The 12,450-nt window shown below is 69.4% G+C and carries 14 protein-coding genes and 1 rRNA gene; 4 read left to right on the forward strand and 11 right to left on the reverse strand.

What is annotated here, in order from left to right; all coding sequences use genetic code 11:
* Positions 1 to 16 precede the first annotated feature (16 nt).
* Positions 17 to 298 carry a glutaredoxin family protein gene (locus ABZZ74_RS45915; RefSeq protein WP_356950077.1) on the reverse strand — a complete coding sequence of 94 codons (282 nt, stop codon included), beginning with the start codon at positions 296 to 298 and terminating at the stop codon, positions 17 to 19.
* A 95-nt stretch (positions 299 to 393) separates the two neighbouring features.
* Here ABZZ74_RS45915 and ABZZ74_RS45920 point away from each other — a divergent pair, with 95 nt between their 5' ends.
* From ABZZ74_RS45920 to ABZZ74_RS45930, 3 genes are all read left to right on the forward strand, one after another.
* Positions 394 to 1,305, forward strand: coding sequence for an HAD-IB family hydrolase (locus ABZZ74_RS45920; RefSeq protein ID WP_356950078.1), 912 nt, complete (start codon positions 394 to 396; stop codon positions 1,303 to 1,305).
* Between the two features lie 380 nt (positions 1,306 to 1,685).
* The gene (locus ABZZ74_RS45925) at positions 1,686 to 2,459 is read left to right on the forward strand and encodes an ECF subfamily RNA polymerase sigma factor, BldN family (protein ID WP_133043502.1); all 774 of its coding nucleotides are present in this window, start codon (positions 1,686 to 1,688) and stop codon (positions 2,457 to 2,459) included.
* A 245-nt stretch (positions 2,460 to 2,704) separates the two neighbouring features.
* Positions 2,705 to 3,925: a DUF5667 domain-containing protein gene (locus ABZZ74_RS45930; protein WP_356950079.1), complete on the forward strand. Its 1,221-nt coding sequence runs from the start codon at positions 2,705 to 2,707 to the stop codon at positions 3,923 to 3,925.
* Positions 3,926 to 3,995: 70 nt separating this feature from the next.
* Here the strand turns inward: ABZZ74_RS45930 and ABZZ74_RS45935 are convergent, their stop codons facing one another.
* The 5 genes from ABZZ74_RS45935 to ABZZ74_RS45955 form a co-directional block, all read right to left on the reverse strand.
* Complete coding sequence (locus ABZZ74_RS45935; RefSeq protein WP_356950080.1) at positions 3,996 to 5,048, reverse strand: lysophospholipid acyltransferase family protein; 1,053 nt, start codon at positions 5,046 to 5,048, stop codon at positions 3,996 to 3,998.
* Between the two features lie 14 nt (positions 5,049 to 5,062).
* A complete protein-coding gene (locus ABZZ74_RS45940; protein WP_356950081.1) occupies positions 5,063 to 6,124 on the reverse strand; it encodes an NAD-dependent epimerase/dehydratase family protein in 1,062 nt (353 codons plus the stop codon).
* A gap of 248 nt (positions 6,125 to 6,372) precedes the next feature.
* The gene (locus ABZZ74_RS45945; RefSeq protein WP_003948845.1) at positions 6,373 to 6,471 is read right to left on the reverse strand and encodes an AURKAIP1/COX24 domain-containing protein; all 99 of its coding nucleotides are present in this window, start codon (positions 6,469 to 6,471) and stop codon (positions 6,373 to 6,375) included.
* Positions 6,472 to 6,628: 157 nt separating this feature from the next.
* Positions 6,629 to 6,838 carry a helix-turn-helix domain-containing protein gene (locus tag ABZZ74_RS45950; protein WP_016437488.1) on the reverse strand — a complete coding sequence of 70 codons (210 nt, stop codon included), beginning with the start codon at positions 6,836 to 6,838 and terminating at the stop codon, positions 6,629 to 6,631.
* 129 nt (positions 6,839 to 6,967) lie between these two features.
* Positions 6,968 to 7,783: a phosphatase gene (locus tag ABZZ74_RS45955; protein WP_356950082.1), complete on the reverse strand. Its 816-nt coding sequence runs from the start codon at positions 7,781 to 7,783 to the stop codon at positions 6,968 to 6,970.
* A gap of 198 nt (positions 7,784 to 7,981) precedes the next feature.
* Here ABZZ74_RS45955 and ABZZ74_RS45960 point away from each other — a divergent pair, with 198 nt between their 5' ends.
* Positions 7,982 to 8,425, forward strand: coding sequence for a hypothetical protein (locus ABZZ74_RS45960; protein ID WP_356950083.1), 444 nt, complete (start codon positions 7,982 to 7,984; stop codon positions 8,423 to 8,425).
* A gap of 36 nt (positions 8,426 to 8,461) precedes the next feature.
* Here the strand turns inward: ABZZ74_RS45960 and ABZZ74_RS45965 are convergent, their stop codons facing one another.
* From ABZZ74_RS45965 to rrf, 5 genes are all read right to left on the reverse strand, one after another.
* Positions 8,462 to 9,634 carry an acetoin utilization protein AcuC gene (locus ABZZ74_RS45965; protein WP_356950084.1) on the reverse strand — a complete coding sequence of 391 codons (1,173 nt, stop codon included), beginning with the start codon at positions 9,632 to 9,634 and terminating at the stop codon, positions 8,462 to 8,464.
* Entirely contained in the window at positions 9,585 to 10,799 is a 1,215-nt protein-coding gene (locus tag ABZZ74_RS45970; RefSeq protein WP_356950085.1) for an MFS transporter, read from the reverse strand. Before ABZZ74_RS45970 ends, ABZZ74_RS45965 begins: the two co-directional genes overlap by 50 nt.
* A gap of 81 nt (positions 10,800 to 10,880) precedes the next feature.
* On the reverse strand, positions 10,881 to 11,582 hold the full coding sequence (locus tag ABZZ74_RS45975) for a VC0807 family protein (protein WP_356950086.1): 702 nt from the start codon (positions 11,580 to 11,582) through the stop codon (positions 10,881 to 10,883).
* A 70-nt stretch (positions 11,583 to 11,652) separates the two neighbouring features.
* Positions 11,653 to 12,297 (reverse strand): HAD family hydrolase, encoded by a 645-nt coding sequence (locus tag ABZZ74_RS45980; protein WP_356950087.1) that lies wholly within the window; start codon positions 12,295 to 12,297, stop codon positions 11,653 to 11,655.
* 60 nt (positions 12,298 to 12,357) lie between these two features.
* A 5S ribosomal RNA gene (gene rrf / locus ABZZ74_RS45985) occupies positions 12,358 to 12,450 on the reverse strand; the annotation flags it as partial.

Genomic DNA, 12,450 nt, shown 5'->3' on the forward strand with positions numbered 1-12,450 from the left:
TCCGGGGCGCCTTGTACTAATCGGTCAGTTCCCGGCGCAGCCGGCCCTCGTCCACCCGCCAGAACGTGTGCTGCTTGCCGTCGACGAGGACGACCGGAATCTGCTCCCAGTACTCGTCGTACAGAGCCCGGTCCTGCGTGATGTCCTTCTGCTCCCAGGACACGCCGAGTTCGCCGCACACCTTCTCCACGACGAGCTGCGCGTCCTCGCACAGATGGCAGTCGGGCTTGCCGATGAGAGTGACCAACCGCTCATGCGGAGCGGGCTTACGCCGGAAGATGGAAGCCATGTCGGCCATTGTCCCGCCTGTTTAACGACACGGTCGTGCAGTGTTCACAGCCTCCAAACCTCTCGACTCCGGAACCACCGAACGAACTGGCTATGCTCACGGGCATGGCCGCTCTCGGATGGCTCACTCCCCGTAGGCGCTCCGCCACGGCGCGGAGCGTGTTGGCAGGCGAGGCCTCGGCGGAGGCCGCGCGCAAGTCCTCGCAGGACGTCCCCCAGGAGGAACCGGAGTTCCCGGTCCTCGGCGACGACAAGGCTGCGGCGTTCTTCGACCTGGACAACACCGTGATGCAAGGTGCTGCCCTCTTCCACTTCGGCCGCGGCCTGTACAAGCGGAAGTTCTTCGAGACCCGCGACCTCGCCCGGTTCGCCTGGCAGCAGGCGTGGTTCCGCCTCGCCGGCGTGGAGGACCCCGAGCACATGCAGGAGGCCCGCGACTCCGCGCTGTCCATCGTCAAGGGCCACCGCGTCGCCGAACTGCAGTCGATCGGCGAGGAGATCTACGACGAGTACATGGCCGAGCGCATCTGGCCGGGCACCCGCGCCCTCGCCCAGGCCCACCTGGACGCCGGCCAGAAGGTGTGGTTGGTCACAGCCGCACCGGTGGAGATCGCCACGGTGATCGCCCGCCGCCTCGGTCTCACCGGCGCCCTCGGCACGGTCGCCGAGTCGGTCGACGGCGTCTACACGGGCAAGCTGGTCGGCGAGCCCCTGCACGGCCCCGCGAAGGCGGAGGCGGTCCGCGCCCTGGCCGCGGCGGAGGGCCTCGACCTCTCCCGCTGCGCCGCCTACAGCGACAGCCACAACGACATCCCCATGCTGTCCCTGGTGGGCCACCCCTACGCCATCAACCCGGACACCAAGCTCCGCAAACACGCCCGAAACCTCGACTGGCGCCTACGGGACTACAGGACGGGCCGTAAGGCGGCGAAGGTCGGCATCCCCGCGGCGGCGGGAGTGGGCGCGGTGGCAGGCGGCACTGCAGCCGCGATCGCCATCAGCCGACGCCGGCGATAACGCGCCCCATTAGGGGCGCGGGTCTGTATCGATGTGCGGCTCCGCCGCGTGGGCGCGAGCAACCACAACGGACGCGCACCCAAAACACAAGGCGTACCCCCCTACATGTGCCGACAGTCCTCTTGTCGGCGCACAGCCACAACACGCCCTGATCCCACCCCCAACCCGGTCCTTTCCGATCAACAACCGGTCACTCTCCGGCACTTGACAGGACGTCATTCGGTTACAGAAGCGACGTAATCGATGATTTGAGCAACTCGGTGTAGCAGCGCCTGCACGAAGCGTTATTCTCCTCAGACGCAAACCGGTACCCCTCCGTCGCTACGACGGGTGAACGGTCCCGCACTGCACGTGATGGAAGCTCTGCCTCTGGGAGTCCCGTGTCCTCACACGTCGGGGTTGACGCCTCGGGCCTGGCTACGCTGCGCGCAACGGTCCAACGGCTGCTGCGCGACTTCGTCCCCACCGCGTACGCCGTCCCCGCTCTCGCCGTAGCCACCACCCCCGTCGGCCCGTGCTACGCGCTCGCCGACGGCGGCGCCGCCGTCGGCAGACGCGGTCGTACGGCCGGTGCCACCACCGTCCGCCGTCCGGCCGCGGACAGCGACAGCGCGCGGATGATGGACCTGGTCGAGCGCGCCCAGGCCGGCGAGGCCGACGCCTTCGGACGCCTCTACGACCAGTACAGCGACACCGTCTACCGGTACATCTATTACCGCGTCGGCGGAAAGGCCACCGCCGAGGACCTCACCAGCGAGACGTTCCTGCGCGCCCTGCGCCGCATCGGTACGTTCACCTGGCAGGGCCGCGACTTCGGCGCCTGGCTGGTCACGATCGCCCGCAACCTGGTGGCCGACCACTTCAAGTCCAGCCGCTTCCGGCTGGAGGTCACCACCGGCGAGATGCTCGACGCCAACGAGGTCGAGCGCTCGCCCGAGGACTCCGTCCTGGAGTCCCTGTCGAACGCCGCGCTGCTGGACGCCGTGCGCCGGCTGAACCCGCAGCAGCAGGAGTGCGTCACGCTCCGTTTCCTGCAGGGCCTGTCCGTCGCCGAGACCGCGCGCGTGATGGGCAAGAACGAGGGCGCCATCAAGACGCTGCAGTACCGGGCCGTCCGCACCCTCGCCCGTCTTCTGCCGGACGACGCCCGCTGAGCCGGCACCGGGACCGGCACCCTCAGTGACGCCCAACTCGCCCACAGTGAAAGTCCGTTGACTCCACGATCCGTTCATCCACCGTCCGTAACCCAAGTGCCGCGTCGCTCGTTGTGCGGGATGCAGGCTCCCTGTGGTCACTCCCTGGCCGACTCCGATCGCCCGATCGTGTGGATGTCGTCGGGGCGTGCAACCCTCAGGACCCCCTGGGGAGTCGACCGTCATGACGAGAGGAGGTGCCGCCAGTGATCGCGAACGTATCGGCGCACCGGCGGGCGAACGCCTTCGCCCAGGCCCTGGACGAGCAGCCCGACCGGGACACGGCGGCCGAGCAGTCCGAACCGCCCCCACTGGTGGCGGAGCGGACCGAGCAGGCTGAACTGTTGGCCCTGGTGGTCGACCTCGGCGAGCTGCCCAAGCCGGAGCTGGACCCCGAGGTCAAGGTCGTCCAGCGGGCCCGGCTGGTGGCCGCGTTCGAGGCCATGCTGCAGGAGGGCGCGGGTGGCGAGGCGGCGGATGCTGCGGTGCCCGAGCAGCGCTCCCACCGAGCCCGGGGCTCGCACCGGGCGAGTGGGCTGGGCAAGCTGCGTCCGCGATCCCGGCTGACCAAGGGGCTCGCCGCGGGCGGGCTCAGTGTCGGTGTCGCCGTGGGAGCCTTCGGCGGGGTCGCCGCCGCCAGCTCGGACGCGCTGCCCGGTGACTCGCTCTACGGCCTCAAGCGCGGCATCGAGGACTTCAAGCTCAACTACCTCACCGACGGCGCCGACGAGCAGGGCCAGGCCTATCTCGACCTGGCCTCCACCCGGCTCAACGAGGCCCGTCGGCTGCTCGACCGCGGCCGCGGCGGCCATCTCGACCACGAGTCCCTGGGCGAGATCCGGCGCACCCTGTCGGGCATGACGCACGACGCGAGCGAGGGCCACCGCCTGCTGCACGAGGCGTACGAGCGCGACCCGCACCAGCTGGGCCCCATCCAGGCCCTCTCCGCCTTCTCCCGCTCCCACCGCGAGGCCTGGGGCGCCCTGCGCGACAAGCTCCCCGTCCAGCTCGGGGACGTCAGTGAGCAGGTGTCGTCTGTGTTCGCCGCCATAGACGAAGAGGTCGCCCCGCTGCAGTCGCTGCTCCCCCAGCCCCCGGCCCAGGGCGGCGACAGCGGTCGGCACGGCTCGGGTACAGCGTCCACGGGCACGTCCGGCTCCGGCAACGGCTCGACGGCACCCGGCACGGGCGGCGACGGCACCTCCGAGAGCGGCCACTCCAGCGGCCCCAGCAAGTCCGCGTCGACCGGCAACGACGGCCTGCTCGGCGGCAACACGGGCGGCCTGCTCGACCCGCCCAAGTCCAGCGGCAGCGCCTCCCCGTCCGAGACCAAGTCCCCCACGACCAACCCGGACGTCACCATCCCACCCCTCCTCCCGGGCATCCTCCCCGGCCTGGGCATCAACGGCGAGGAAACAAACTCCTAGCCAATACGACGACGGGGGCGCCCCTTCCAGAAGGGGCGCCCCCGTCGTCGTACCCGAAAACCCCGAAAGTTCAGAAGAACACCGACCGCCGCTGCACCAACAGCTTGTACAGGGTGTGCTGGATCTGTTCCCTGACCTGGTCCGTCAGGTTGAACATCAGCATCGGGTCCTCGGCGGCCTCCGGCGGATAGCCGTCCGTCAGGATCGGCTCGCCGAACTGGATCGTCCACTTCGTGGGGAGCGGGATGGCACCCAGGGGGCCAAGCCACGGGAAGGTCGGCGTCAGCGGGAAGTACGGGAAGCCCAGGAGGCGCGCCAGTGTCTTGGCGTTGCCGATCATCGGGTAGATCTCCTCCGCGCCGACGATCGAGCACGGAATGATCGGTGTGCCCCTGCGCAGGGCCGTGGAGACGAAGCCGCCACGGCCGAAGCGCTGCAGCTTGTAGCGCTCGCTGAAGGGCTTGCCGATGCCCTTGAAGCCCTCCGGCATGACCCCGACCAACTCGCCCTGCCCGAGCAGCCGTTCCGCGTCCTCCGCGCAGGCCAGGGTGTGTCCGAGCTTGCGGGCCAGTTCGTTGACCACCGGCAGCACGAAGACGAGGTCCGCGGCCAGCAGGCGCAGATGCCGGCCGGCGGGGTGGTGGTCGTGGACGGCGACCTGCATCATCAGACCGTCCAGCGGCAGCGTCCCGGAATGGTTGGCGACGATCAGCGCACCGCCCTCGGCCGGGATGTTCTCGACGCCCTTCACCTCGACCCGGAAGTACTTCTCGTACACCGGGCGCAGCAGGGACATCAGGACCTGGTCGGTCAGCTCCTCGTCGTACCCGAAGTCGTCGACCTCGTAGTCGCCGGTGAGGCGCCGGCGCAGGAAGTCCAGCCCCCCGGCGATCCGGCGCTCGAGGCCACCGTCTTCCCGCGGCTTCTCGGCCGGCTGTTCCTCACGCGTCACGGGAACATCATCCTGCGCCGGACCCCTGCCCGGCAGGGGCTGGACCTCACCGACCAGCGCGGGATCCGTGTTCTTGCGCCTGCTCCCCGCGCCCCGGCGCCGCGTCGGCCGCTGCACGGCGCCCCCGCGGGACCGGTCGTCGTCGAACGGAATGACCTTGGCGTCCGCCATCGTTGATGCGCTCCTCAGTTGGCGCTCTGCGTCGGGGGGTGGCCACCGCCCAGGACGGGCAGTGCGGCGATCCGGTCGACGGCCCCAGCGAGGGCCTCCGGCGGCAGCAGTCCGGGTCCGTGACTGCGGGCGAAGTCCGCGAACGTCTCCGCGGTCGTGTACTTCGGCCTGAAGCCGAGCGTCTCTCGCATCTGGTCCGTCGCCACGACCCGGCCGTGCGTCAGCAGCCGGATCTGCTCCGGCGAGAAGTCCGTCACTCCCAGCGTACGCACCAGCGAGCCGGCCCAGGTGACGGCGGGCAGCAGCAGGGGCACGGTGGGCTTGCCGAGCCGCCGTGAGCACTGCGACAACAGCAGCACCCCGTCACCGGCGATGTTGAAGGTGCCGCTGTTGAGCGTGCCGCGCTCCGGCGCGTGCGAGGCGATCCGCAGCACCTCCATCACGTCGTCCTCGTGCACGAACTGCAGCCGCGGGTCGTAGCCGAACACGGTCGGCAGCACGGGCAGCGAGAAGTACGAGGCGAGCGGGGTGTCCGCGGCCGGCCCCAGGATGTTGGCGAACCGCAGCACGGCCACCGCCACATCCGGCCGCCGCCGCGCGAATCCGCGCACGTACCCCTCGACCTCGACCGCGTCCTTCGCGAACCCGCCGGAGGGCAGCGACTTGGGCGGGGTCGTCTCGGTGAACACGGCCGGGTCGCGCGACGCGGAGCCGTAGACGTTCGTACTGGACTTCACCACCAGCCGCTTCACCGTCGGCGACTTCTGGCAGGCACCCAGCAGCTGCATGGTGCCGATGACGTTGGTCTCCTTGACCGTGGTCCGGCTGCCACTGCCCAGCGCCATCGCCGTCACGTCCAGGTGTACGACCGTGTCGGCGGCGGTCTCCGCGAGGATCCGCGCGATGCCGGGCTGCCGGATGTCGGCCTGGATGAAGTCGGCGCCCCCGAGATGGTGCTCGGGAGGGACCGCGTCCACGGCGACGACCCGGTCCACCTGTGGGTCACGCTGAATCCGTCGTACGAACCGGCCCCCGAGCCTGCGGGCCACTCCGGTCACGAGCACGACCTTGCCCAAGATCAGCGCCTTCCTTCCAGACCGTCCGGTAGTCGTAGCCTGCCGCGTTCCCCGTGTGCGGCCAACTTAGCGGGTCGATGTTGCGCTGTGATGACCGCCCAATGCACGAAGTAACGACATCCACAGACGTACGTACAGAGCAAGCCATGTGAACCGCGTGCGTAGGCACCGACACGCCGGGAGCGCATATGCGTGTGGCCCCCCACCCAGTCTGGTGGGGGGCCACAGAACACGCTCTACGGCGCCGCTTACTTCTTGTTGCGACGCTGAACGCGCGTGCGCTTGAGCAGCTTGCGGTGCTTCTTCTTGGCCATCCGCTTGCGCCGCTTCTTGATAACAGAGCCCACGACTACCCTCGCTCACTTCTCATCACTCGGTGTTTGGGCGCCATGGGCCCACACGACCTACGAGGGGCTAGCCTACCGGTCCGAGCGCTGAGGTCGTAATCGAGGTTGCCGGGGGAGATCCCGAAGTGCCCTGAGGATCTCCCCCGAAGCCACATCGTCAGGCGGTTTCCACCCCCACGTAACTCTCGCGGAGGTACTCGTGGACCGCGTTCTCGGGGACGCGGAAGGACCGCCCCACCCTGATCGCGGGCAGATGACCACTGTGCACCAGCCGGTACACGGTCATCTTCGACACTCGCATCACCGAGGCGACCTCCGCCACGGTAAGGAACTGAACCTCGCTCAGAGGCCTCTGCTCAGCAGCCATGACACACCTGAACCTTCCGCACTCGACGGCCACCGGCTTCCCCTTCCGGTGACTCTTCGTCGCTGCGTGCTCACTCCCCAATGTAGGGGCGGGTGATGCGAGTGGGGAAGAGGTGCACCCATCGCAGGCCTACTGTGACAGACACGCTCGATTGAGTACGTAGCGGGTCAGCGGCCGGTAGTAAGCGGACCGCACGGCGTCATCAAGTGGAACGACGACGGACACGCGCCCCTCGGCCTCCCCCACGAACAGGGCAGGGTCGTCCGTATCGGCGAGACCGATGGCCTCGAACCCCAGCTGACCTGCCCCGCAGACCCAGCCATGGTCTCCGACGACGAGCTCGGGCAGCGGCCCGCCGCCCTCCGCGGCCGCCGCCAGCGCCAGCCGAACCGGGAGCGGTGAGTGCGTGTGTGCGCCGGTCGCACAACCGGGGCGAGAGGCACCGGGTTGCCGGACGAGCGCGACTCCTCGTACGTACTCAAGGTTGTACGTACGTAGACCGAACCGGGTCGTTATGTCGATACGGCGACCATGCGCCGGTGTGAGGACGGCACATCCCGCCGCCGACAGCGCGTCCGCCAAGGCTGCGTAGAAGCCGAGCAGCCGGTGCGGGTGTCCGGTGCCGAGCAGCACGGGAGCGCCACGCTGCGCCACCACGGCCAGACGCCCGGCGAACGCGTCCAGAGCGGCCAGTGTCCGGTCCGGATCGATCACATCATGACCGGAAACATGGTCAGGATCGCCCGAAACCCCACACTTGTCCGCCATCAAACCGATCACATCCCGCTCCCGCCACGTCCATTCGGGATCGAGACCGATCAGCACCCGAGGATCCCGCGCGACGAACAGCCGATAACTGCGCAGACCCTCCTCCCGCGTGGTGGCGACGGCCCCGGCGAGACGAGCGGCCAGCAGATGGGCTCGCAGGGCCCCGGTGCTCAACACGTCAGCGATGGTGACGGACGGGCACGGCCCGGACCACACGAACAGCCAAACACCGCACAGTTGGCGTAACGGCCCTTGTGACACCGGTGACAGGACCGCGACACAAAGGCCCACAACTGTCGACGGACCTCCCTGGTCTCCCTCTGCGTGGACGGCGACGACCGGCCGTCCCGCCAAGACACCAACAGGGGGAACACCATGAAGTCGATCCGCCACAAGGCAGCCACCGCCGGCGCCCTCGCCGTCCTCGCCCTCGGCGGTACGCTCGCCGCGACCGCACCGGCCTCGGCCGCCACGCCCACCCAGTACAACGGCGCCTGCGGGAAGGGCTACGACGTCGTGCGGGCCACGCCGATCCACTCCACCTCGCAGACCACCATCCCCGCCACCACGTTCGTGACCTACAACAGCGCCGCCGGCAAGGTCTGCGCGGTGACCGTGCGCACCACCCCGGGCTCCCGCGTCTTCATGGAGGTCACGCTCGACACCTCGCCGTACAGCAGCGGCGTGGCCAAGGACTACGGCTCCTACACCAGCTACGCGGGCCCGGTCTACAAGGACGCTCCCGATGACGGCCAGTGCCTGACCTGGAGCGGCACGTTCGACGTCTACCACACCTCGGACGACGGCCTCTGCTCCTGAGCCGACGGCTGCCGGCGTGGTCGACCTCCGGGCCGGCTACGCCAGCAGCCCCCGCAGCGGGAACACCGCCCGCCGGGTCGCCAGCACCGCCTGGTCCAGGCGGTCGGCGGGGTCGTACCCCTGCTCCCAGCCCGCGAAGGACACCGGCCACCGCCCGTCCGTCATCCGCGCCGGCGCCAACTGCCGGGTCCGCGCGAAGACTTCCTGCCGCCAGCCCTCCGGGATCATCGCCTCCGGCTCCACCGGCCGCCCCGCCGCGATCCCCACGAGATGCGTCCACGACCGCGGCACGACCTCGACCACGGCATAACCGCCACCGCCCAGCGCGACCCACCGCCCGTCGGCGTACTCGTGCGCCAGCTCATGACAGGCCACCTGCACGGCCCGCTGCGCGTCCAGCGATACGGCGAGATGCGCGAGCGGATCCTCGAAGTGCGTGTCGGCCCCGTGCTGGGTCACCAGCACCTGCGGCCGGAAGTCCGCGATCAGCTCCGGCACCACCGCGTGGAAAGCCCGAAGCCACCCCGCGTCCCCGGTCCCCGCCGGAAGCGCGACATTGACCGCCGACCCCTCCGCCGAGTCCGCGCCCGTCTCCTCCGGCCACCCGGTCTGCGGGAACAGCGTCCGCGGATGCTCGTGCAGGGAGATCGTCAGAACCCGCGGATCCTCCCAGAAGGCCGCCTGCACCCCGTCCCCGTGATGCACGTCCACGTCGACGTAGGCGACCCGCTCGGCCCCCAGCTCCAGCAGCCGCGCGATCGCGAGCGAGGCGTCGTTGTAGATGCAGAACCCGGACGCACCGCCCGGCATGGCGTGGTGCAGCCCGCCCGCGAAGTTCACGGCGTGCAGCGCCTCACCCCGCCACACGGCCTCCGCCGCGCCCACCGACTGCCCGGCGATCATCGCCGACACCTCGTGCATCCCGGCGAAGGCGGGATCGTCCATCGTGCCGAGCCCGTACGCCCCGTCCGCGGCCCCCGGATCCGCCGAGGCCGCCTTCACGGCCGCGATGTAGTCCTCTCGGTGGACGAGCCGCAGGGTCGACTCCCCGGCGGGCTTGGCAGCCGCCACCTGGACGTCCTTGTCGAGCCCGAAGGCGTCGACAAGCCGCCGGGTCAGGGCGAGCCGAACCGGATCCATCGGATGGTCCGGACCGAAGTCATAGCCCGTTACTGCCTCGTCCCACATCAGCTGTGCGCGGCCGCTCATGCTCGCCACCGTATCGGTCCGACGCGGGAGCGAACGAGCGGGCGTAGACCAGGGTCACCAGCACCAACACCATCGGCACCAGCATCGCCCAGCGGTAGCTCCACGCGTCCCCCAGCGCCCCCACGAGCGGCGACCCGATCAGAAAGCCGACGTAGTTGAACACATTCAGCCGCGCCACGGCCGCGTCGGACGCCCCCGGGAACAGCCGCCCGGCGGCCGCGAAGGTCTGCGGCACCAGCACACACAGCCCGAGCCCCAGCAGAGTGAACCCGAGCATCCCGACCCACGGCCCGGGCGCGACAGCCACCACGGCGAACCCGCCCGCGGCCACCACCGCCCCCACCCGCACGACCGCCACGGCCCCGAACCGCCGTACCCCCAGGTCCCCCAGCGACCGCCCCACCAGCGTGGTCACCATGTACACGTTGTACGGCACCGTCGACAGCTGCTCCGAACTGCCCAGCACGTCCTTCAGATACTTGGCGCTCCAGTTGGAGACGGTCGAGTCCCCGATGTACGCGAAGGTCATCACCAGACACAGCGGCAGCAGCAGCTTGAAGACGACCGACTGCCCCTGGCTCCGCTCCTCCGCCAACACGGCCACGGGATCGGCGTCGACATACCACCGGCTCCCGATCAGCACGACCGGCAGCAGCACCGCGACGACCGGCAGATACGACACCCACAGCGTGAGATGCCAGTGCGCCCCCACCCAGGCCAGCGAGGCCCCCACGATGCCGCCCAGACTGAACGCGGCATGGAAGCTGAGCATGATGCTGCGCCCGTACGACCGCTGCAGACTCACCCCGAGCATGTTCATCGAGGCGTCCAGCCCGCCCACGGCCAGCCCGAAGGCGGCCAGCGCGATTCCCAGCTCGGCCAGCTGGTCCCCCGACCCGACACCGACCAGCGCCAGCATCACCACCGGCTGCAGCCAGCGCAGCAGCACACTGGGCCGTATTCGCTTCACCAACTGCTCGGTCGTCACGCTCCCGACGCCGGCCAGGATGGGCACGGCGGCCAGGAAGGCGGGCAGTAGCGCGTCGGAGACGCCGTACCGGTCCTGAATGGCCGGGATGCGGGTCACCAGAAGGGCGAAGGTGGCGCCCTGGGCGAAGAAGCTCAACGCCAAAGAGGCCCTACCGCGCCGCAAGACATCTGTCATGGCGGCGAGCGTAGGGCCCCTGACTACCTGTGGGTAGATCCAGCCAAAGATGAATTTCCTTCACCTTTACCTTCGGTGCCTTCAGGCGGCGACAGCGACCTCGGGAACCTCGGCGGTGTCGGCGGCGGTCACCTCGGCGGAGACCATCCGTGCCATCGGCTCGGCGGCGAGCCCGCCGCTGACCACGATCCCGATCCCGATCGCCCCGAGCAGGATGACCGTACCGAGCCACACCATCGTGTCCACCGGCAGCGTGTACGCCCCCACGACCCGCACCACGCACTCGGCGAGCAGCGCCACACCCCACACCAAGGAGTACGCCCGCTCCGACCGCCGGAAGGCGGCGGACCCGGTCCGCAGCCGCTCGAAGGCCGCGTCCCTGGCCTCGTCCCCCTTGACCAGGAAGGGCTTGAGTCCCTCGGTCATCATCGGGCGTCCCAGCGCCACCGACACCAGGATCGCGATACCGATCGTGCTGCTGACTCCGCTGTCCTTGGCAAGCATCAGCCGCGGGTCACCGGAGACGAAGCTCAGCGCCAGCGACACCACGTTGACCAGCAGGATGAGCCCGGCCAGCGCATTGACCTGACGCTCCTTGACCACGCCCCACACGGTCCGGAGAGCCGGCCCGACACTGCTCCACGCGAGGGCGGCGAAGGTGCTCGCACCGAACCCGTCCTTCAGCAGGTAGTACGTTCCGAGCGGCACCGCCACGTCCACGATCAGCGGCCCGAAGGTGCTCTGCTTGTTCGCCTTGTCGCTGTTGCTCGTCTTCGTCGTCATGCCCTCTACCTTCGCGGAGGGCACCCCCGCGGCAGTAGAAACGATCGTCCAGGGCTCGGCATGACATTTGTCAGCCGAGCAGCCCTGCCAACTCACACATGTCGCTGAACAGTTGGGTGGCCCCGGCGAGCTTGGCGGCGGGCGTCACGGCGGTGAACCCGTAGACGTCCATCCCGGCCGCGACAGCCGCCCGCACCCCCAGCGGACTGTCCTCGACGACCACACACCGCTCCGGCGCGACACCCATCCGCCCGGCCGCGTACAGGAACAGATCCGGCGCCGGCTTCCCCCGCCCCACGTCCTCGGAGCTGAAGATCTGCTCCTCCCCGAACCACCGGTCCAGCCCGGTCTTCCGATGCCCCACCCGAATCCGCTCATGACTCCCGGAGGACGCCACGCAGTACGGCACCCCGTCCGCCGCGAGCTTCCCCAGCACGTCGACAGCCCCGGGCATCGGCTCCAACTCCCGCTCGAAAGCGGCGAACACCCGCGCATGGAAGACGTCGTCGAAGTCGTCCGGGAGCCGCTGCCCCGTCCGCTCCAGCACCAGGTCATGCACCCGGTGCATCGCCGACCCCATGTAGTCCCGGATGGAGTCCTCGTACGACGTCGGATGCCCCAGCTCGGTCAGATAGGCGGCCAGGAGCCGGTTGGAGATGGGCTCACTGTCGACGAGGACGCCGTCGTTGTCGAAGATGACGAGGTCGTAGCGCATGGAGTCACTGTAAACGCAGAAAACCCCGCACCGGAAAGGTGCGGGGTTTTCTCAAGATTTGTTCGGCGGCGTCCTACTCTCCCACAGGGTCCCCCCTGCAGTACCATCGGCGCTGTAAGGCTTAGCTTCCGGGTTCGGAATGTAACCGGGCGT

Origin of the sequence: Streptomyces sp. NPDC006476 (assembly GCF_040612015.1) — a bacterium.
Classification (GTDB): domain Bacteria; phylum Actinomycetota; class Actinomycetes; order Streptomycetales; family Streptomycetaceae; genus Streptomyces; species Streptomyces griseorubiginosus_B.